This window comes from Rhodanobacter umsongensis, from assembly GCF_042654965.1.
GTDB lineage: Bacteria > Pseudomonadota > Gammaproteobacteria > Xanthomonadales > Rhodanobacteraceae > Rhodanobacter > Rhodanobacter umsongensis.
Genome location: NZ_JBHSMK010000004.1, coordinates 264,560 through 284,824 on the forward strand (window position 1 = coordinate 264,560; position 20,265 = coordinate 284,824).

Consider the following 20,265-nt stretch of genomic DNA (forward strand, 5'->3'; position numbering starts at 1 on the left):
CGGAAGGAGCCTCAGTGATAACCACCTTCCGGTTAACGGGTTGTGAGCGAATTGACGAGGCATTCAGTTGGGTGGGGTGCACGCGACGGTTCGCGGATCGCGGCGCGATCAAGGCGTGCCGACCAGAGCTCCGTGCGATATCGCGCACGGAGCCGGACGATCAGTAGCTGTACTTCAACGATGCACCGACGCCGTAGTCCGGGCTGCCGTCGGCAAAGCCGGCCAGCGCATAGGCCTGCACACGCAGGCTATCGTTGAACTTGTGGTTCCAGTAGCCGGTGAGCTCGCTCTGCGAAGCGCCGGTATCGGCGATCCGCTCGCGGTAGTAGTAGTACGCGCCGATGCTGTTGACCGGGTTCAGTTTGTAATCGGCGCCGACGTTCGCGTTGAAGCCGTTCTTCAACTGGATGTACTGCGAGCTGCCATATTTCATCCAGCCGACGCCGCCGAACGCGGTCCAGGCGCCGGCCACCCTGTAAGTATCCAGCGCGATGCCGTAGTCGTTCTGGCCCGTGCCGAGACCCTTGTCGGCATCGGCGGTACCGAATTTCACTTTGCCGGTGAGATCGAGCCCGAACGTGCGGTCGGCGCTGCCGAACAGCTCGTAGCCGACCGAGGCCGTGACATCGCCCAGACCGGAGGCCGATCCGCTGCTGACGCTGGACGGCACCGGAACATTGCCGCCATTGCCGTGGCCGCGACTCTTCGGATTGCCGTTCTTCACCTTGCCCACGCCGGGAATCACGTTGCCGGCGCCGCTGATGTTGATGTACGGCACGATCACCTTGAACGTCCAACGATCGGTCTGATACGCCGCCGTCACCGGCACCGACCAAATGTCGGTGGTGGTGTCGGTGCCGTACTTGCCACTACTGTAATCGGCGCCAGCGGAGACGCTGAACTGGTCGCCGTCCGAAGTGGCGGCGTGAGCCGCCGGTGCACCGACCAGCAGCAGACCGCCGACGATCAACCAGTGTTGTGGGTTACGCATCAAGGTGTTTCCTTGCAGGTATGGGAAATAGAGCAGGCCCGGCATCACACCGGACCTGTTGAGTACAGTCACGTCGCAGAGAGTGGTTGGCTCAGCCGCCCGGACGACCGCCGTGATCGGGATGATCGGGGCGCTCGGGACGATCCGGCCGGCTCGGACGATCGGGGCGATCCACCTTGCTCACGCGATCGGGTTTGGACGGCCGGTCGATACCATGCGCCTTGGCCAGTTCGACGTGCTCCACGTGGGCGTGTGCATGTCCGCTCGCGGCGGAACTGCCCACCGCCTTCGGCGAACGCATGACATCGCCCAGCTTGAAGCCATCGGCCTTGGCGATCTGACCCCAGCCTTCACCGGCGGCGCGCTGGGCCAGCACGCCGTTCAGGTCGACGCTGGTGCCATCGGCCAGCACCAGCGTGCCGCCGTTCAATGCGGCGGCCAGCTCAGCCGAGGTAGGGTCGGTGATGCCGGCCTTGGCGAGCGTCGCGTCGGCCAGCGACAGTGCGATCTTCACATTGCCGTAGCCCATTTTCCCGGTGGCGGGCTGGAAGGTCATCGGCGTGGTGGTCGTGGTGCCGTCGGCATTCTGGGTCGCCTCGTCGAGCGTGATCGCAGTGCCATCGCGCAAGCCGTCGACCAGCGCCCGTGCATTGGCATCCGAACCGGCGAGGTCTGCGAACTCGGTGCTCAACCGGGCCGATTCGTGGTTTGTGGTCACCGTGGAAACAGGTGGGTCGGCTGGCGAGCCGCTCTGCGCCATGACGGGTGCTGCGCACAGTGCACCGAACACGGCGATGCTGATCAACGTGGATCTGAGATGACTGGAATTCACGGGGTACTCCTGGAGATGCAGCAAAAGCGGAAGGCCTGACGAGACGATACCGTGTGTTGCACGAGTGACGTCTTCGCAGATCCTTCGTCATCCCTGTTCGGCGCACAAGTATCGGAGACATGTCTGTTCAGCACGCGTTTCGCAGGCTGCACGGCATTGACGATTCCGTTGCTTGATTGCGTGAGCGAGTCGACACTTGCAGCGTGTCGCGCACCACATTCGACGCTGATCGAAAGTTGCTGCGGTGCCGGTCTAACGCGTCTCCCCGTGCCGGAAACAGCTGACCAGATGGTCGTTGACCATGCCGGTCGCCTGCAGCAGCGAATAGCAGATGGTGGTGCCGACGAAGCGGAAGCCGCGTTTCTTCAGCGCTTTGCTCATGCGGTCGGACAACCCGGTACTGGCCGGCACGTCGCCCTGGTCGCCCCAGCGATTGATCATCGGCGTGCCGTCCACGAACGACCACAGATAGACGTCCAGACTGCCGAACTCGCGGATCACGTCGAGTGCGGCGACGGCGTTGTCACGAGCGGACGTGACCTTCAGCCGGTTGCGGATGATGCCGGGGTCAAGCAGCAGCTTTTCCAGCTCGCGATCCTTCATGCCGGCGACCCGGGCGATGTCGAAGCCATGGAACGCCTTGCGGTAGTTGTCGCGCTTGGCCAGCACGGTGCGCCACGACAAGCCGGCCTGGGCGCCTTCGAGACAGAGGAACTCGAACAACGCATTGTCGTCGTGCAGCGGCACGCCCCATTCGGTGTCGTGGTAGTCACGCAGCAGCTGGTCGCTGGCGGCCCAGTGGCAGCGCTGCAGGTCGGCGGTCTTGGGCATTGCGGGAGGCCGGTCATGCGGTGCCGCACACCGTAGCGGACACCGCTAGACTTGTCGCCCCCATCCTGGTCCGGCCCCCTATGTCGCCTCCATCGCAACCATCGCGCGGCGCGCTGTTCGCGCTGCTCGGAACCGTTCTGATCTGGGCGTACAGCTGGATCGTGATGAAGCAGGTCCTGGCACACGCCGGACCGTTCGATTTCGCGGCGCTGCGCTACCTGATCGGCGCGGCCCTGCTGTTTGGGGCGCTGCTGCTGAGGCGACAGTCGCTGCGGCCACCGCCGTTGCTGCCGACGATCCTCATCGGCCTGTGCCAGACCGCCGCGTTCCAGGGACTGGAGCAGTGGGCGCTGCTCGATGGCGGTGCCGGCCATGTCGCGCTACTGGCCTACACCATGCCGTTCTGGGCGGTGCTGCTGGCGTGGCTGCTGCTGGGCGACCGCCCGACCGGGCGGCACTGGCTCGGGCTGGCGCTGGCCGCACTCGGGCTGCTGTGCATCATCGAACCCTGGCATGCGATGGGCAGCGTGCCGAGCACCGCGCTGGCCGTGGCCGGCGGCATTGCCTGGGCGGCCGGGACGGTACTGAGCAAGCGCATGTTTCGCCGGCATGCGCCTTCGGTGCTCAACCTCACCGCATGGCAAATGTTGATCGGCGGCATCGCGCTGGGCATCACCGCGCTGGCGGTGCCCCAACGCCCGATCGAATGGGATTGGCCGTTCATCGGCGCGCTGGCCTATAGCGCGGTGCTGGCGTCCAGCGTGGCGTGGTGGCTGTGGTCGATCGTGCTGCAGCGGTTGTCCACCACGGTGGCCAGCGTCTCCAGCCTGGGCGTGCCGATCGCCAGCGTGCTGCTGGCGTGGCTGATCCTGCATGAACAGCCATCGATGATGGAGCTGCTCGGCATTGTGCTCGTTCTGCTGGGCCTCATCGCGGTCAGCGGCGTCGGTCGGCGGCGACGCCCGTGACCGGTGCAGGCGGGCAACGAACTGTCACCACGGCAGCGCACCGAGATCCACGTTGCCGCCGGTCAGCACCACTCCGACGCGGTGGCCGGCAAAGCGCTCACGCTGCTTGAGGATCGCCGCCAGCACGGTGGCGCTGGACACCTCGACCACCTGTTTCAGCTCGGACCACAGCAGCTGCATCGCCGCGATGGTTTCGGCGTCGCTGACCGTGATCACGTCGACCCGATGCGTGCGCAGCGCGTCGAGGTTGCGCTCGCCAACCAAGGCGCGCAGGCCGTCGCATACCGTATCGGGTACCACCGTGGTAACCCGCGCATGCTGTGCCAGTGACTGCGCCGCGTCGTCGGCACCCTGCGGCTCGGCGCCGAACAGCGACAGCGCCGGATCGATCGCATGCGCGGCGATCGCCACGCCGCTGGCCAGGCCACCGCCGCCGATCGGGGTGATCAGCGCGCTCAGACCGTCCACTTGCTGCAGCAGCTCCAGCGCCAGCGTGCCTTGCCCGGCCATCACCCGGGTATCGGCATACGGGTGCACCATGATCGCGCCGGTGGCCCGCTGCACCTCGGCGGCCATCGCCTCGCGGGCCATCTGGTTCGGCGCGCAGCGGTGCAGGATCGCACCGGCACGCTCGATCGCCTCGACCTTGGCGCGCACCGCGCCTTCGGGCACCACCACGTGCGCGGCGATGCCGCGCGTCGCGGCGGCCAGTGCCAGGGCGTTGCCGTGGTTGCCGGAGGAGTGCGTGACCACGCCGTGCGCGGCCTGCTCGTCGCTCAATGCCCACACCGCATTGCAGGCGCCGCGGAACTTGAATGCGCCGCCTCGCTGCAGGTGCTCGCATTTGAAATACAGCTCGGCGCCGACGAGCGCGTCCAGCGCCGCGCTGCGCAGCACCGGCGTCACCCGCGCATGCGGCGCGATGCGGGCGGCGGCATCGCGGATCTGTTCGGGGCTCGGCAAGGTATCCATCACGACTCGACCTCCACGCCGCAGCGGAAACGGCGTTCGGCGCCGGGCTCCAGCCGAATCGCCTGTGCACAATCGGGCCGGTTGAAGGCGTCGGCCATGCACTCCATCGGTTCCAGCGCGATCGCCCGGCGAGCGTCGCGGCTCGCCGTGTCCGCGGTGAACGCATGCATCACGCCGCGCTCCTGCCACACCGCGATGCCAAAGCCGCTGGACGGATCGCGCAGGCGGGTGCGGATGCGGCCATCCGCATCGGCCTCCAGATCGGCGTAGCCCTGGTCGAGGATGCTGCCGCCGAGCCGGCGCGGTTCGCGAAAGTCAAGCGCTGGCGCATCGTCCAGCGCCACGTGCGCCGCCGCGCCGGGCAGCGCCATCAGATCGGCGTTGGTGCGGATCAGGGTCTGCGCGGGTATCTGCAATTGCCAGCCATCGACCATGCTGTCGGCCAGCCGGAAATACGGATGCCAGCCGAAGAAGCATGGCGCGGCATGCGTGCCGACATTGCGCATGCACGCTTCCAGGGCAAGCCCGCCAGCATCGAGGATGAACGTCACCTCGAGATCGATCGCGTACGGGTAGCCGGGCTGCGGACGGATGCTGGCGGTGCGCAGGGTGACCCCGGCGTGGCGGTCGTCCGCCCTCAACGCGGCGATGTCGAAATCCGCATCGCGCACAAAGCCATGCCGACTGGTGCGGGCGGCGCCGGTGGCGCCCGGTTGCAGGTCCTGCGCGTGACCATCGAACTCGTAGCGCGCATCGGCGATGCGCCCGGCAAACGGCACCATGATCGCGAAGCGCGAGCCGGCGCGAGCGATCACCTCGGCGCCATCGCGATAACCGTCGGCGAGATCCTGCGTGGCGTCACCCCGCGGCACGTCGAAGCCGAGCAGGGCGGCGCCATGTTGCGCAATGCGCACGCGCCGGTGGCCGGCGTGATCGCTCAGCATCACGATGGGCTGATCGTCCAACCTGCCCCGTTCGGCGCCGTAAGGCGCTGCGTTGGCTCTGGCCATGGCTTGCTGCTCCTGCCGTCGAATCGCCCCATGTTAACCTCAACGGTCCCCACCCACTGTCGTCCCCATGCACGCACTGCCAGAGCAAACCCCCGCGCTGATCCGCCTCCGTGACTACCGCGCGCCGGCGTGGCGGGTCGAAACGGTCGAGCTCGATTTCGACCTCGGTATCGAAGCAACCGAACTGAGCGCGCGCCTGCTGCTGCGGCGTGACCCGGCTCAGCAACTGCCACTGCAACTGGATGGCGAGAACCTGCAGCTGCTGTCGATCGCGCTGGATGGCGTGCAACTGCCGGCCACCGCGTATCGCTACGCCGGCAACGTGCTGGAGGTCGATGGCGCCCGCGACGGCAGCGTACTGGAGACCCGCGTGCGGTTGCGTCCCGCGGCGAACACGGCGCTCGAAGGTTTGTACCTTTCCGGCTCAGATGAAGCGGGTTTTCTGCTCACCCAGTGCGAGGCCGAAGGTTTCCGACACATCACGTTCTTTCCCGATCGACCCGACGTGCTGTCGTGCTACCGCGTCACCCTGCGCGCCGACCGCGCGCGCTTTCCGGTGCTGCTGGCCGGTGGCAACCCCGACGGCAGCGGCGAGCTGGAGGGCGGCCGGCACTGGGCGTGCTTCGTCGATCCACACCCGAAACCAAGCTATCTGTTCGCGCTGGTCGCCGGCCGTCTGGAGAAGATCGAGCGCAACTACGTCACCGCCAATGGCCGAACGGTACAGCTGAAAATCTGGGCCGAGGCGGACGCCATCGATCGCTGCCACTACGCGATGGATGCGCTCGAACGCTCGATGCGCTGGGACGAACGGACCTACGGCCGCAACTACGACCTGGATGTGTTCCACGTGGTCGCCACCCACGATTTCAACATGGGCGCGATGGAGAACAAGGGCCTCAACATCTTCAACGCCAAGTGCCTGCTGGCCGATCCGGACTCGACCACCGACGAAGAATATCGCCACGTCGAGGCAGTGGTCGCGCACGAGTATTTCCACAACTGGAGCGGCAACCGGGTGACCTGCCGCGACTGGTTCCAGCTCAGCCTGAAGGAAGGGCTCACGGTGTTCCGCGAACAGAGTTTCTCGGCCGACATGAACTCCGCGCCGCTGAAGCGCATCGAGGACGTCTCGCTGCTTCGCCGCGCGCAGTTTCCCGAAGACGCGGGTCCGCTGGCGCATCCGGTGCGACCCGCGCAGTACAGCGAGATCAACAACTTCTATACCGCCACGGTGTACGAGAAGGGTTCGGAGCTGGTGCGCATGCTGGCCGGCGCGCTGGGCCAGGCCGGTTTTCGCCGTGGCATGGATCTCTATTTCGAGCGCCACGACGGACACGCCGCCACGCTGGAGGATTTTCTCGGCGCGCTGGGCGATGCCAACGGCACCGACCTGACGCCGTACCTGGCCTGGTATGGCCAAGCCGGCACGCCACGGCTGAAGGCTCGCGGCCATTACGATGCGGCGCGGCAGGAATACACGCTGACGCTGGCGCAGCCCGCTCCGGGCAAGGGCACGGCTGAGCCGCGGCCGCCGTTGCCGATCCCGGTCAAGCTGGCGCTGTTTGATCGCGAAGGCACCATGCTTCCGTTGCGTCTGGACGGCCAGACGTCCGAACCTGCCAGCGAGATCGTGGTCGTGCTGACACAGACGGAACAGCATTTTGTCTTCGGCCATGTCGCGTCGTCGCCGGTGCCATCGCTACTGCGCGGATTTTCCGCGCCGGTGATCCTGGAGTGTGATTACACGCCGGACGAACTGGCGCTGCTGCTGGGCCACGATCCCGACGGCTTCAATCGCTGGGAGGCTGGTCAGCAGCTGGCCGTCCGCGCCTACGAAGAGCTGCGCGATGGCGCCGCAAACTCCCATGCGCTGGACGTCTGGCGTGCTGCGCTGGCATCGTTGTTCCATGACACCGCCATTGATGACGCGTTGCTGGCCGATCTGCTGACCCCGCCGGGCGAGATCGAACTGGCGGAGCGTGAAACGGCGGTCGACCCGCAACGCATCCACCAGTTGCGCCAGCGCCTGCAGTGGGTGCTGGCCGAGCGACTGGGCGGCGAAGTGCTGCATCGGCGCTATCGGGAGCTGGCTGCGCACACCACCATCGACATGGATGCGATCAGCCAGGCACGACGCCGGCTCAAGCGCCGTGTGCTGGAGTTGTTGAATCTGCTGGACAGTGCCAGTGCGGGCGAACTCGCCGCCGCCCAGTATCACGACGCGCCGGGCATGACCGACCGACTCGCCGCGTTGACCGTACTGCTGCGCGGTGACGCCCCACAGGCCGCCCTCGCGCTGCTCGATTTCCGCGCGCGTTATGCGGACAACGCCTTGGCGCTAGACAAGTGGTTTGCGGTGCAGGCGCAAGTGCCTGGCGAGCGCGCGCTGGATGGCGTCCTGATGCTGGAGCGCGATCCGGGATTCACCCTGAAGAACCCGAACCGGGTTCAGGCACTGCTTGGCGCGTTCGTGCGCGGCAACCCCAGCGGCTTCCATCGCATCGACGGCGCGGGATACAGGCTGCTGGCCGAGCGGCTGGTCGCCCTGGATGCGTTGAATCCGCAGGTGGCCGCACGCCTGGCAACGGCGTTCAACGGCTGGCAGCGGCTGGAATCGCAACGCCGCGACGCGGCGCATGCGGCCATCGTGACGCTGGCCGCACGCACCGGGCTTTCCCGCAATCTGGCCGAGATCATCGGCGGCGTATTGAACCATTGATTGGCGACGCGACCTTCGCAGAGGCCGGCGGGCCAGGGGCGGGGCCGCATGACGGCTAGCCGTTCAGACGGCCAGATGGTCGAGCGCCTCAAGCAGGCTCTGCAGGCGTGATTCCAGTCCCGGCTGCAGTTCGCCGCGTTCGCTGTCTTCGCGCTCGCTCAGGCCATCGATCGCCATTTCGACCTGGCCCAGTTCGATCATCAGATCGTGGCGGGGATACACCGGTTGAAAATCGAAGCTCATATCCATGACTTGCTCCATCGAGTTGGGTAATGGAACAGATGCAACCGTCATGCCAGAACGTGATGCGCATCACAGCCATTTTGAGCTGAAAATCACGCGACTGACGCAGCACGTCATCTGCTGCCGCGGATCGGCACAAAATCACTTTTCAGTCACCGACCGTTCACGCGAATGCGGTAACTATCCACCCGCATTCAAGGACAACGGCGACGCTGTCCGCGCCAGTGGTTCCCGGTTTCTGGCGTCCGGCAACACGGTCATCCTGGATTCCCCCTGTTCCTGAGACCGCCGGGCGCCAGATCTGAAAAAGCACAAGGCCCCGCGGCCGGAAAGCAGCGGGGCCTTGTCTTTGCGGGTTCCGGGAAATCGCCCGGAGCACAAATGGCGACGGCACCCCGAAGGATGCCGTCATGCTTCCTTTCCCGGTACGCGATCGAACCCCTGTCCGTCCGATCTCGGCGCGCAATGGTTGCCGCAGCGTCTGCCCTTGAAAGTGCCCGACTTTCCAAGCAGGAAACATGCCAGGCATCCCGCCGGGCTCGCAAGGCATTGATGGCGCTACCATGGCGCCCTGTTTCGTCACTTTTTGCACGCTCAGGGCAGATCCATGCGCTACCCGACCCACTACGACGTCATCGTGATCGGCGGCGGTCACGCCGGCACCGAGGCGGCGCTGGCCGCTGCGCGCGCGGGTGCGCGCACCCTGCTGCTGAGCCACAATATTGAAACGATCGGGCAGATGAGCTGCAACCCTGCGATCGGCGGAATCGGCAAAGGTCATCTGGTCCGGGAGATCGACGCGCTGGGCGGCGCGATGGCGCATGCCGCCGACCGTGCCGGCATCCAGTGGCGCACGCTGAACGCCTCCAAGGGCTCGGCCGTGCGCGCCACCCGCTGCCAGGCCGACCGCGCGCTGTACAAGGCGGCGATCCGACGCATCGTGGAAACCCAGCCGAACCTCGAACTGTTCCAGCAGGCGGTGGACGACCTGATCATCGAGCGGGGGCGTGTCTGCGGCGTGGTGACCCAGATGGGCCTCTCGTTCGGCGCAGCGACCGTGGTGCTTACGGCGGGCACCTTTCTCGCAGGCAAGATCCATATCGGTCCGGCGCAGTACGCCGGTGGCCGCGCCGGTGATCCACCGGCCAGCACACTGGCCTCGAGGCTGCGCGAGCTGCCGGTCGCTGCCGATCGGTTGAAGACCGGCACGCCACCACGCATCGACCTGCGCAGCATCGACTTCAGCGGTCTGCAGGAGCAACCAGGCGATTCGCCGGCGCCGGTGTTCTCCTACCTCGGCTCGCGCGACGAGCACCCGCGCCAGGTCAGTTGCTGGATCACCCATACGTCGGAGCAGACGCACGAGCTGATCCGCGGCGCACTGCACCGGTCACCGCTGTACACCGGCCAGATCGAGGGCGTAGGCCCGCGCTACTGTCCGTCGATCGAGGACAAGGTGGTGCGCTTCGCCGAGAAGCCGTCGCACCAGATCTTCATCGAGCCGGAGGGGCTGGACACGTTCGAGATCTATCCGAACGGCATCTCCACCTCGCTGCCGTTCGACGTGCAACTGGCGCTGGTGCGCTCGATCAAGGGGTTCGAGCAGGCGCACATCACGCGTCCCGGCTACGCGATCGAGTACGACTATTTCGATCCGCGCGGGCTCAACCCGTGGCTGGAGACCAAGGCCATCGCGGGCCTGTACTTCGCCGGCCAGATCAACGGCACCACCGGCTACGAGGAGGCCGCCGCGCAAGGGCTGATCGCCGGCCTCAACGCTGCGCTGGCAGTGCAGGGCAAGGCGCCCTGGCATCCGCGCCGCGACGAGGCGTACATCGGCGTGCTGATCGACGACCTCACCAGCAACGGCACCATCGAGCCGTACCGCATGTTCACCTCGCGCGCGGAATACCGCCTGCACCTGCGCGAGGACAATGCGGACTTGCGGCTCAGCGAAACCGGCCACGCGCTTGGCGTGGTGCCGCAGGCGCGCTACGACGCGCTGAGGGTCAAACGCGAAGCGGTCGAGCGCGAGCTGCAGCGGCTGGCCGGCTTGTGGGCCACGCCTGGCAACGCCATCGGCGCCGCGGCGGAGCGTCAGCTCGGCATCGCGGTGAGCCGCGAGACGAACGCGATGGATCTGCTGCGCCGGCCCGAGATCGACTACGCGCAGCTCACTTCGGTGGCCGGGCTCGGGCCGCCGGTGACCCGCGACGACGTCGCCGCGCAGGTCGAGGTGCAGGTGAAGTACGCAGGTTATCTCGAGCGCCAGCGCGAGGAGATCGAGCGCCAGCGCCGCCACGAGCACACGGCCATACCCGCCGGCTTCGACTACGACAAGGTGCGCGGGCTTTCGTCCGAGGTGCTGCTGAAACTGAAGCGCACGCTGCCGGCAACGCTCGGCCAGGCGGCGCGGGTGAGCGGCGTCACCCCCGCTGCGATCTCGCTGTTGCTGGTGCATCTGAAACGTCGCGACGCGGCCTGAGACCCGCCAGGGCGCGCGCCTGTCCGCGCCGGAGCCTGCATGGCATCATGCGCACTTTAGATCTGCACGGGGAATGCGCCATGGAAATCTGGATCGGCCGCGACGGTGAGCGACATGGCCCGTACAAGGAAGAAGACGTCCGCCAATGGATGCGCAACGGCCAGGTCAGCGTGAAGGATCTGGCATGGTACGAAGGCCTCGCCGACTGGCAGCCGCTGTCGGTGCTGTTTCCGGATGAAGCGGTTCACGCCGCGGCACCCGCCAATCCTTACGCCGCGCCTTCCGCGCCGCTGCTGCCGCAGACCACCACCGCCGCACTGGAAGACCAGGCCGGTTTCTGGAAGCGCGTGGCCGCCTATATCCTGGATGCGATCATCCTGTACATCCCCCAGCTGATCATCCAGAAGGCGTTCGGTGTGGATGCGGCGCAGGCCGCGCTGAAGGAGGCGGCTGTCAATGCCGCCGGCAACATGCAACTGGTGCTCGCCGCGCAGGAGCGCTTCTATGCCGCGATGTGGCCGGCCATCCTGCTCAGCTTCGTGGTGGGCTGGCTGTATTTCGCCTTGTGCGAAAGCTCGGCGTGGCAGGGTACGCTCGGCAAGCTGGCGCTGGGCATCCGGGTGACTGACCTGGAGGGCAGGCGGATCAGCTTTCCGCGGGCGCTGGGGCGTTATGCGGCCAAGCTGCTCAGCTTCATCATCATGGGCGTCGGCTTCTTGATGGTGGCCTGGACCCGGCGCAAGCAGGGTCTGCACGACATGGTCGCCGACACCCTGGTGCTGAATGGTCGCGCCAGCGAGTTCAAATCGAACCCGGCCGCGTCCGGCAAGAACAACTCCTTCAGCGCCTGATTCGGCGTTATGCATCCACGGCGCCGCGGTTCGACCGCGGCGCTGTTCGTGTTGTTGCCGGCCAGGCGTCGCCTGGCCGCTTGTTATGATGGGACGATTGTCTTTTTTCATCCGGCCCGTTGCGCCACCGTCAGGAATCGATCACCCCCATGCTCAGCATCGAACAACGCATCGCCCACGATATCGCCGCCACGAACGAGCAGGTGCGTGCCGCCGTCGATCTGCTTGATGGCGGCGCCACCGTGCCGTTCATCGCGCGCTACCGCAAGGAAATCACCGGCGGTCTCGACGACACCCAGCTGCGCCTGCTGGAAGAGCGCCTGCGTTATCTGCGCGAGCTGGAGGAGCGCCGCGCGGCGATCCTCGCCAGCGTCGAGGAACAAGGCAAGCTTGACGATGCGCTGAAGGCCGACCTGCTCGCCGCCGACACCAAGGCGCGGCTGGAGGATCTGTACCTACCGTTCAAGCCGAGGCGCCGCACCAAGGCGCAGATCGCACGTGAGGCGGGACTGGAGCCGCTGGCGCTGGGTCTGCGCGAAGACCCCACACTATCGCCGGAAGCCTTTGCCGCATCCTTCGTCGATGCGGAAAAAGGCATCGTCGACGTGCGTGCCGCGCTCGACGGCGCGCGCGCGATCCTGATGGAGTCCATCGCCGAGGACGCGCACCTGGTCGGCGAGTTGCGCGACTGGCTGTGGTCACAGGGACAGATCCGCGCGAAGGTGGTCGAGGGCAAGGAGAATGAAGGCGCGAAGTTCCGCGACTACTTCGATCACGTCGAGCCGATCGGGAAGATTCCCTCGCACCGCCTGCTCGCGCTGATGCGTGCGCGCAACGAAGGCGTGCTTGAACTGGAGCTCAGCCCCGCAGCCGACAGCGAGCAAGGTCATGCCGAGGGCGAAGGTCGTGTCGCGGCCCGCGCGGATATCCACCACCGTGGCCGGGCGGCCGACGCGTGGCTGCGCGAGACGGTGCGCCTGACCTGGCGCGTGAAACTGCATCTGCACCTCACGCTCGACCTGTTCGGCCGCGTGCGCGAGGGCGCGGAGGACGAGGCGATCCGCGTGTTCGGCGACAACCTCAAGGACCTGATGCTGGCCGCGCCGGCCGGCGCCAAGACCGTGATGGGACTGGACCCCGGCATCCGCACCGGCTGCAAGGTCGCGGTGGTCGACGCCACCGGCAAAGTGTTGGCCACGGACGTCATCTATCCGCTGGAACCCAAGCGGCAGTGGAACGAGTCGCTGGCGTCACTGGCGCGGCTGTGCAAGCAGCATCATGTCGACCTGATCTCGATCGGCAACGGCACCGGCTCGCGCGAAACCGACAAGCTGGCCGGCGAGCTGATCAAGGGTCTGGCCAAGGCGGATGCTGCGCATGTGATCGCCAAAGTCGTGGTGAGCGAAGCGGGCGCCTCGGTCTATTCGGCCTCCGAAACCGCCGCGAAGGAATTTCCGAATCTGGACGTGACCCTGCGCGGCGCCGTCTCGATCGCGCGGCGGCTGCAGGATCCGCTGGCCGAACTGGTGAAGATCGAGCCGAAGGCGATCGGCGTGGGCCAGTACCAGCACGACGTGAACCAGATCAAGCTGGCGCGCGCACTCGACGCCCGCGTCGAGGATTGCGTCAACGCCGTCGGCGTGGACGTGAACACTGCTTCGGCCGCGCTGCTTTCGCGCGTGGCCGGGCTCAGCGCCGGCGTGGCCGAAAACGTGGTGAAGCACCGCGATACCAACGGCCCGTTCGCCAACCGCAAGGCGCTGCTGAAAGTGCCGCGGCTCGGCGACAAGGCGTTCGAGCAGTGCGCCGGCTTCCTGCGCGTATCCGACGGCGACAACCCGCTGGACGCCAGCTCGGTACATCCGGAAGCGTACCCGGTGGTCGAGCGGATCATCGCCCAGTGCGGCCGCGAAGTGCGCAGCGTGATCGGCGACGCCAGCTTTCTGCGCAGCCTGAAACCGGAGCAGTTCACCGACGAAAAATTCGGGGTGCCAACCGTGCGCGACATCCTCAAGGAACTGGAAAAGCCCGGCCGCGATCCACGCCCCGAGTTTGTCGCCCCCAGCTTCGCCGAAGGCGTCGAGGACGTGAAGGACCTGAAGCCCGGCATGATCCTCGAAGGCCGCGTCACCAATGTCGCCGCCTTCGGCGCGTTCGTCGACATCGGCGTGCACCAGGACGGGCTGGTGCACGTCTCGGCGTTGTCGCACACGTTCGTCAAGGACCCGCGTGACGCGGTGAAGGCCGGCGACATCGTCAAGGTCAAGGTGATGGAAGTCGACCTGCCGCGCCAGCGCATCGGCCTCAGCATGCGGCTGGATGACGAACCGGGGCAGGTACGCGGCCGGGCGGGCGGCACGGGCGGTGGCCAGCGCGACGGTCGGCCGGGGCGCCCGGCGGCTCCCTCCAAAACCGCAGCCGCCGCCGCGCCCGCCAACAACGCATTTGCCGATGCGTTGGCCCGGGCGCGCCAGCGCTGATGGGGCCAAACGGTCATGCACTGCAGCATGCGCTTCCGTATGGTTTGGATTAACGTAACGAAGTCATAACAAGCTCATCTTTCCAGGAGTGCTACCCATGCCGCGTAACCGCTATCTCGCTGGCGCAATCACCGCCGCCCTGCTGTTTGGCGCCAGCGCCAGCGCCACCGACTTCAGCAACGTCATCGTGTTCGGCGACAGCCTCAGCGACAGCGGCAATATCGCCCTGGCGAGCGGCTCGCCCGTGCCGATGCGCTTCACCACCAATCCCGGCACGACCACTGCCGAGAACGTGGCCGCCGGGCTCGGCTTCACGCTGGCGCCATCGCTCGCCGGCGGCACCGATTACGCCTTTGGCGGTGCCGGCCTGGTCAACAACGTGGCGGCCGTGCCGACCCTGCCGCAGCAATTGCAGATGTATCTGGGTGCCAACGGCGGCAAGGCCGACTCGCGAGCGCTGTACCAGGTCTGGGGCGGCGCCAACGACATCTTCTACCTGAGCGGAACGCTGACCGATCCGAACGCGATCGCGGCCGGCGCAGCCAACGCGGCCCAAACCGAACTCGGCCTGCTCGGCGGGCTGCAGGCGGCCGGCGCCAGATACGTGGTGGTCTACAACCTGCCCGATCTCGGCAAGACGCCCTCGGCCGCCGCCGGCGGCGCCGCGGCGCAGGCCGGCGCCACCCAGCTTGCCGTGCTCTACAACGGCGTACTCAACAGCGGCATCGCGCAGCTCAGCAACAACGGGCTCAACGTGATTCCGGTGAATACCTATACCTTGCTCAATGAAGTGATCGCCAACCCTTCCGCCTACGGGTTTGCGAACGTCACGGCACCGGCCTGCACCGGCGGTAGCGGCAGCTCGATCCAGTGCGGTCCGCAGGGCTCGGGCGCGCCGGTCACGTATGCACCGGGCACGGAGCAGACCTATCTGTTCGCCGACGGTGTGCACCCGACCACGGCAGCCCACGCGATGCTCGGCCAGTACGTGCTGTCGGTCATCCGCGCGCCGGAACAGATCTCGCTGCTCGGCGAAGCACCGCTGGCGACCAATGCCGCGCAGACTCGCGCCATCCGCAACCAGATGCTGGTCGACGCGGCCGGCGGCGAGACGCGCACCTTCGTCAACATCGACTATGCGCGCCAGCGCTTCGACGCCGGCAATGGTTCGCCGAGAACCAACAGCGACAATTACAACTTCACTCTGGGCGCGGCCGTGCAGGCCAGCGATCACGTGGCGGCCGGCATCGCGCTGGGCGTAGGGCAGTCCAACGCCAGATTCTCCGGCGGCGGTGGCTACAAGCTGCAGGACATCAGTGGGCTGGGCTACGTCACCTATCACGCAGGCGGCGGCTATATCGGCGGCTACGCCAACTTCGGCCAGTCCAACTTCAAGGACATCGAGCGGCGCATCGACCTCGGCGCGATGCACCGCACCGAGACCGGCAAGGCCGACGGCTCGCATCTGGGTGCAGGCTTCACCGGCGGCTGGTGGTTCGACTTCGACAGCCTGCGCACCGGCCCGTTTGCGAACCTGGAATGGCAGACCGCCAAGATCAACGGCTACAGCGAAAGCGGCAACGACAGCACCGCGATGTGGTTCGGCAAGCAGCAGCGTGATGCGCTGGTTGCCACGCTGGGCTGGCGCCTGCAAGGCCACTGGGACGTCGGCAACACGGTGCTTTCGCCCTACGCCGAGCTGGCATGGAACCGCGACGACAAGGCCGATCCGCGCATGATCAGCGCCGGCCTCAACAGCATGAACGGCACCTTCGCGATGACCGGCTTCACCCCGGACAAGAACTGGGGCACGGCCGAGCTGGGCGTATCCGCGAAGCTCACCCCGAGCATGACCAGCTGGTTCGGTTACAGCGGCCGCTTCAGCGACACCAGCCAGAAGTACAACAGCTTCAACATGGGCTTCAAAGTGATGTTCTGAACGCGTCGACGCACAACAAAAAAAGCCGCCGGTCGCCCGGCGGCTTTTTTTATATGGACGTCTGGACCGCTTACTTGTTCTTGCCGCCAGTCGCAATACCGAGGATTTCGACGGCCTGCTTCTTAAGCTTGGCCGCGGCGGCCGGATCGAGCGCCTGCACATCGCCGCCGACCTCATGCTGCTTCAGCACCAGGGAACCGTCGTCGGCCCAGCCGGCACGATCGATCGCGCTCGGCTTCGCTTCGCGGCTGGACTTGGTTTCCTGCACGATGGCCCAGGGCTTGCCATCCTTGTACGCATAATCGGTGCTGGTGTAGCCCTTGTCACCGTAGTCGACTTCCTCACGGATGAACTTCACCTGGCCCGCCTCGCGGAACAGCTGCCAGCCGCGCGAATCGTCCTTTTCCAGCTTGGTGCCATGGCTGATTTTCATGCCACCGATCAGCTTCTGTTCGGCGAGGAAATCGGCGAGCACTTTCTCGCCGGGGGTCTGTTCGGCCACCAGCTCGATCGTCACGGCGTCGTTCTTGCTGCCCTTGGCCAGCACAGGCGCCTGCATCGCCATCGAATAGTGGCGCTCGCCATCGGTGAGGATCGCCTGCACGACGTACAGGTCGTTCGGCTTCACCTCGGCCGGGTTGAACGTCAGCTTGAAGGACTGCGGAAACGTGCCCGCCGGCGCGGTCTTGCTGGCCAACGGCGCCGAACCCACGGCATTGGCCGACACGTCGACCAGATTCAGTACCAGCGTGGCGTCGGCCGACGGCTGAACCGGGCCGCGCACCGAAATGGTGCCGCTCACCTCGCTGACCGTCTGGCTGGCCGCGACGGCGGTATCTGCCGATGCCGGCGTGCCGCTGCCAGCCTGCTGCGACGGATGGGGAGCATTGCAACCAGCCAGGCCCAGGGCCGCGACCGACATCAGCGACAAAACCGTCTTGCGCATGGAGAAACCTCGTCAACGTGGAAACAAGCACGAAAGCGGTCAGGCGCTGTGCGCCGCAGCTTTACGCGGGGGAAGTTCCAAGCATAGCCCAAAAGTACCGGTGCGGAAAAGTCAAGCCGATTTGCGGCCAGACATGCGCAGGCGTACGCATTCCGGTAGTACACCGCCTGCATCGCAGCACCCGGCGCGGCCTGGCATCTCGATACCCTCAATGCCGCCGCAATGCCCGATGCGCGATGTCGCGCCGGTAGAACGCGCCGTCGTAGCGGATGTGGCTGGCTGCGGCGTAGGCCTGTTCGCGTGCCGCGGCTATGTCCTTGCCCAGCGCACATACGGTCAGCACGCGGCCTCCCGCGGTGACCGCACGGCCCTCGGCGTCCAGGCGGGTGCCGGCATGAAACACCTTCACGTCGGCGTCGACCTGCACATCAAGACCTTCGATCAGGTCGCCACTGCGCACCTTGCCCGGGTAGCCGCTGGCCGCCATCACCACACCGATCGCCGGGCGCGCATCCCAGCGGGCCCTGCTCTGGGCCAGCCGGCCGTCCAGTGCGGCGTCGATCAGCTCGACCAGATCGGATTTCAGCCGCAGCATGACCGGCTGGGTTTCCGGGTCGCCGAAACGCACGTTGAACTCGATCACCTTCGGCGCGCCGCTCGCGTCGATCATGAGACCGGCGTAGAGGAAACCGATGAACGGCGCTCCTTCGGCCGCCATCCCGCGCAAGGTCGGCTCGATCACTTCTCGGAGAATGCGCTGCTCGACCTGGGGCGTGACGACGGGCGCCGGCGAGTACGCTCCCATGCCGCCGGTGTTGGGGCCGAGATCGCCCTCGTCGCGGCGCTTGTGGTCCTGGCTGGAGGCCATCGGCAAAGCGTAGCTGCCATCGCTCATCACGATGTAGCTGGCTTCCTCGCCATCGAGGAACTCCTCGATCACCACCCTGGCCGATGCGTCGCCAAAGCTGTGTGCGCCGAGCATGTCGTGCAGTGCCAGTTCCGCATCGGCCAGGGTCAACGCGACCACTACGCCCTTGCCGGCGGCGAGGCCGTCGGCCTTGATCACGATCGGCGCACCGTGCTGGCGCACGTATGCCAGCGCCGGATGCAGATCGGAGAACACCGCGTAGTGCGCGGTGGGAATGTTGTGCCGCTGCAGAAAATCCTTGGCGAAAGCCTTGGAGCCTTCCAGCTGCGCGGCGATCGCGCGCGGCCCGAAGATGCGCAGGCCGGCGGCGCGAAACCGGTCGACCACACCGGCTACCAGCGGCACTTCCGGGCCGACCACGGTGAGCCCGACCTTCTCGCGCCGGGCCAAGGCGAGCAGGCCATCGAGGTCGTTCATCGCGACGGCGGCATTGCGCACGCCCGGCTCGCGCGCCGTACCGGCATTGCCGGGCGCCACGATCACCTCGTCGACCTGCAACGATTGCCTGAGCTTCCACGCCAGAGCGTGTTCGCGCCCGCCGCTGCCGATGACCAGAACCTTCATGTCTGCACTCCCGTGCGCCACGCGGCGCAGGCGCGCATTGTAGCGGCTGCAACCGAGGGCTCGTGCAGAATTGGGAGCGGCTAGTCGTGCCGGTGCAGCAATTCCAGCAGCGCCGCGCGCGGCAGCTTGCCGGTCTCGTTGCGCGGCAGGGAATCGACCAGTTTCAGCGGGCGCGGCAGGAACAGCGGATCGACAGCGCGGCGCAGCGCGTCGAGTATCGCGTGCCCGTTCAACCCCGGCGCCACCGCCAAGGCAGCGATGCGATGCACGCCGAGGGCGTCACCATCATCGAGCTGGAACACCACGCCATCCTGCACGCCGGGTATGGCCAGCAGGCGTCGGCTGAGGTCGGCAAGCGACGCCCGCTTGCCGGCAATTTCCAGCATGTCGGCATGGCGACCACGCAGGCGGAAACGCCGGCCGCCATCGGACAGGCTGACGATATCGGCCAGCGTGATCGGTGCTGCCAGTTGCGGCGCTTCGACTGCAGTGCCGTCCGGCTGCGGGTGCAGGGTCACCCCGTCGTACAGCGACCAGTCCGCGTTTGCGGTGGGGCGGCGGCTGGCGAACACGCAAGTTTCGGTGGAGCCGAATACCTCCAGCACGGGTGCGCCGAAACGCTGCTCGGCAGCCTGCGCCAACTCGAACGGCAAGGGCGCGGTGGCCGACAGCATCGCGGCGACCGGCGGCAGCGCGATACCCGATTCCACCAGTGCCCGCAGATGCACCGGTGTGGTCACCAGCAGGCGTGGCGCCTGCACCTCGGCCAAGGCGGCTGCCACATCGGCCGGGAAGAACGGCCGCCCCGCGTGCACGCCGACCTCGCCCAGCAAGGGCAGCAACACCGACATCTCCATGCCGTACATGTGCTGCGGCGGTACGGTCGCCACGATGTCGAACTGCGGCCCGATGGCCGCCTGCAACATCGCCAGGTTGCCGGCGTTGCTGGCGTGGAAACTGCCCCAGGTTTTCGCGTTCGCGCTCGGCGTACCCGTGGAGCCGGAGGTATAGCCGATCGCCACCACCTGGCCGATCGGGATCAACGGCCAGGGCGCGTCGTTGCCGACTGGAGCGGCATCCAGCGGCGGCATCTGCCGATAGCCTTGCGGCGCCGGATCAAGCACCTGCTCGCCCAGCGCGTAGCAGCCCGGATGCGCCGCCATCACCTCGTCCACCGCCTGCGGCGCGCGCGACGACGGCAACAGATTGGTCTGCCCGCGCAGCACGATCGCGCAGAACGCCACCAGGAACGCGTACCGGTCCTCGCATAGATTCACCGCCGCGGTGGCGGCCGGAAGGCCGGCGGCCACCGCCCGCACCTGTGCCATGAAGTGGGCGGCGGTCACCGGTTGGCCGTGGCGCCGCGCAAGCACCCGCGACGGATCTGCCCAGCCGAGCAACGGCAATCGCTGCGGCGCTTCACGCTGATAGGTGTCGTAAACGATGGCCAAACGCAATCTCCTGGATCCCTCAATTCGCCGTGGCAGCATCGCCCCGGCTGAT

At 66.7% G+C, this 20,265-nt stretch carries 16 protein-coding genes; 7 read left to right on the plus strand and 9 right to left on the minus strand.

The window, feature by feature from the left end; genetic code table 11:
• Positions 1-160 precede the first annotated feature (160 nt).
• The 3 genes from ACFPME_RS08565 to ACFPME_RS08575 all read right to left on the minus strand — a co-directional run bounded on the left by ACFPME_RS08565 (position 161) and on the right by ACFPME_RS08575 (position 2,654).
• On the minus strand, positions 161-991 hold the full coding sequence (locus ACFPME_RS08565) for a transporter (protein WP_377304161.1): 831 nt from the start codon (positions 989-991) through the stop codon (positions 161-163).
• Positions 992-1,082: 91 nt separating this feature from the next.
• A complete protein-coding gene (locus ACFPME_RS08570) occupies positions 1,083-1,823 on the minus strand; it encodes a hypothetical protein (protein ID WP_377304163.1) in 741 nt (246 codons plus the stop codon).
• Between the two features lie 252 nt (positions 1,824-2,075).
• Positions 2,076-2,654, minus strand: coding sequence for a DNA-3-methyladenine glycosylase I (locus tag ACFPME_RS08575; RefSeq protein WP_377304165.1), 579 nt, complete (start codon positions 2,652-2,654; stop codon positions 2,076-2,078).
• Positions 2,655-2,734: 80 nt separating this feature from the next.
• Here ACFPME_RS08575 and ACFPME_RS08580 point away from each other — a divergent pair, with 80 nt between their 5' ends.
• The gene (locus tag ACFPME_RS08580) at positions 2,735-3,622 is read left to right on the plus strand and encodes a DMT family transporter (RefSeq protein ID WP_377304167.1); all 888 of its coding nucleotides are present in this window, start codon (positions 2,735-2,737) and stop codon (positions 3,620-3,622) included.
• Between the two features lie 24 nt (positions 3,623-3,646).
• Here the strand turns inward: ACFPME_RS08580 and ACFPME_RS08585 are convergent, their stop codons facing one another.
• A complete protein-coding gene (locus ACFPME_RS08585) occupies positions 3,647-4,594 on the minus strand; it encodes a pyridoxal-phosphate dependent enzyme (protein WP_377304169.1) in 948 nt (315 codons plus the stop codon).
• Complete coding sequence (locus ACFPME_RS08590; RefSeq protein ID WP_377304171.1) at positions 4,594-5,604, minus strand: aldose 1-epimerase; 1,011 nt, start codon at positions 5,602-5,604, stop codon at positions 4,594-4,596. Before ACFPME_RS08590 ends, ACFPME_RS08585 begins: the two co-directional genes overlap by 1 nt.
• Before the next feature lie 67 nt (positions 5,605-5,671).
• On the opposite strand from ACFPME_RS08590, the gene pepN reads away from it, so the two are divergent.
• Complete coding sequence (gene pepN / locus ACFPME_RS08595; RefSeq protein ID WP_377304174.1) at positions 5,672-8,326, plus strand: aminopeptidase N; 2,655 nt, start codon at positions 5,672-5,674, stop codon at positions 8,324-8,326.
• Between the two features lie 63 nt (positions 8,327-8,389).
• On the opposite strand, the gene ACFPME_RS08600 is transcribed toward pepN, so the two are convergent.
• Positions 8,390-8,575 carry a hypothetical protein gene (locus tag ACFPME_RS08600; protein WP_377304176.1) on the minus strand — a complete coding sequence of 62 codons (186 nt, stop codon included), beginning with the start codon at positions 8,573-8,575 and terminating at the stop codon, positions 8,390-8,392.
• On the opposite strand from ACFPME_RS08600, the gene ACFPME_RS08605 reads away from it, so the two are divergent.
• The 5 genes from ACFPME_RS08605 to ACFPME_RS08625 all read left to right on the plus strand — a co-directional run bounded on the left by ACFPME_RS08605 (position 8,574) and on the right by ACFPME_RS08625 (position 16,324).
• Positions 8,574-8,852: a hypothetical protein gene (locus ACFPME_RS08605; RefSeq protein WP_377304178.1), complete on the plus strand. Its 279-nt coding sequence runs from the start codon at positions 8,574-8,576 to the stop codon at positions 8,850-8,852. The genes ACFPME_RS08600 and ACFPME_RS08605 overlap by 2 nt on opposite strands.
• Positions 8,853-9,176: 324 nt before the next feature.
• Positions 9,177-11,054, plus strand: coding sequence for a tRNA uridine-5-carboxymethylaminomethyl(34) synthesis enzyme MnmG (gene mnmG, locus ACFPME_RS08610; RefSeq protein WP_377304180.1), 1,878 nt, complete (start codon positions 9,177-9,179; stop codon positions 11,052-11,054).
• Between the two features lie 80 nt (positions 11,055-11,134).
• Positions 11,135-11,905 (plus strand): RDD family protein, encoded by a 771-nt coding sequence (locus ACFPME_RS08615; protein WP_377304182.1) that lies wholly within the window; start codon positions 11,135-11,137, stop codon positions 11,903-11,905.
• Positions 11,906-12,054: 149 nt separating this feature from the next.
• Positions 12,055-14,385 (plus strand): Tex family protein, encoded by a 2,331-nt coding sequence (locus ACFPME_RS08620; protein ID WP_377304184.1) that lies wholly within the window; start codon positions 12,055-12,057, stop codon positions 14,383-14,385.
• Positions 14,386-14,482: 97 nt separating this feature from the next.
• Positions 14,483-16,324: an autotransporter domain-containing protein gene (locus ACFPME_RS08625; RefSeq protein WP_377304187.1), complete on the plus strand. Its 1,842-nt coding sequence runs from the start codon at positions 14,483-14,485 to the stop codon at positions 16,322-16,324.
• Between the two features lie 70 nt (positions 16,325-16,394).
• Here ACFPME_RS08625 and ACFPME_RS08630 read toward each other — a convergent pair whose 3' ends face one another.
• The 3 genes from ACFPME_RS08630 to ACFPME_RS08640 form a co-directional block, all read right to left on the minus strand.
• Complete coding sequence (locus ACFPME_RS08630) at positions 16,395-17,270, minus strand: YbaY family lipoprotein (RefSeq protein ID WP_377304189.1); 876 nt, start codon at positions 17,268-17,270, stop codon at positions 16,395-16,397.
• Between the two features lie 208 nt (positions 17,271-17,478).
• Complete coding sequence (purD, locus tag ACFPME_RS08635) at positions 17,479-18,762, minus strand: phosphoribosylamine--glycine ligase (protein WP_377304191.1); 1,284 nt, start codon at positions 18,760-18,762, stop codon at positions 17,479-17,481.
• A gap of 80 nt (positions 18,763-18,842) precedes the next feature.
• Complete coding sequence (locus ACFPME_RS08640) at positions 18,843-20,213, minus strand: AMP-binding protein (protein ID WP_377304194.1); 1,371 nt, start codon at positions 20,211-20,213, stop codon at positions 18,843-18,845.
• Between the last annotated feature and the right edge of the window lie 52 nt (positions 20,214-20,265).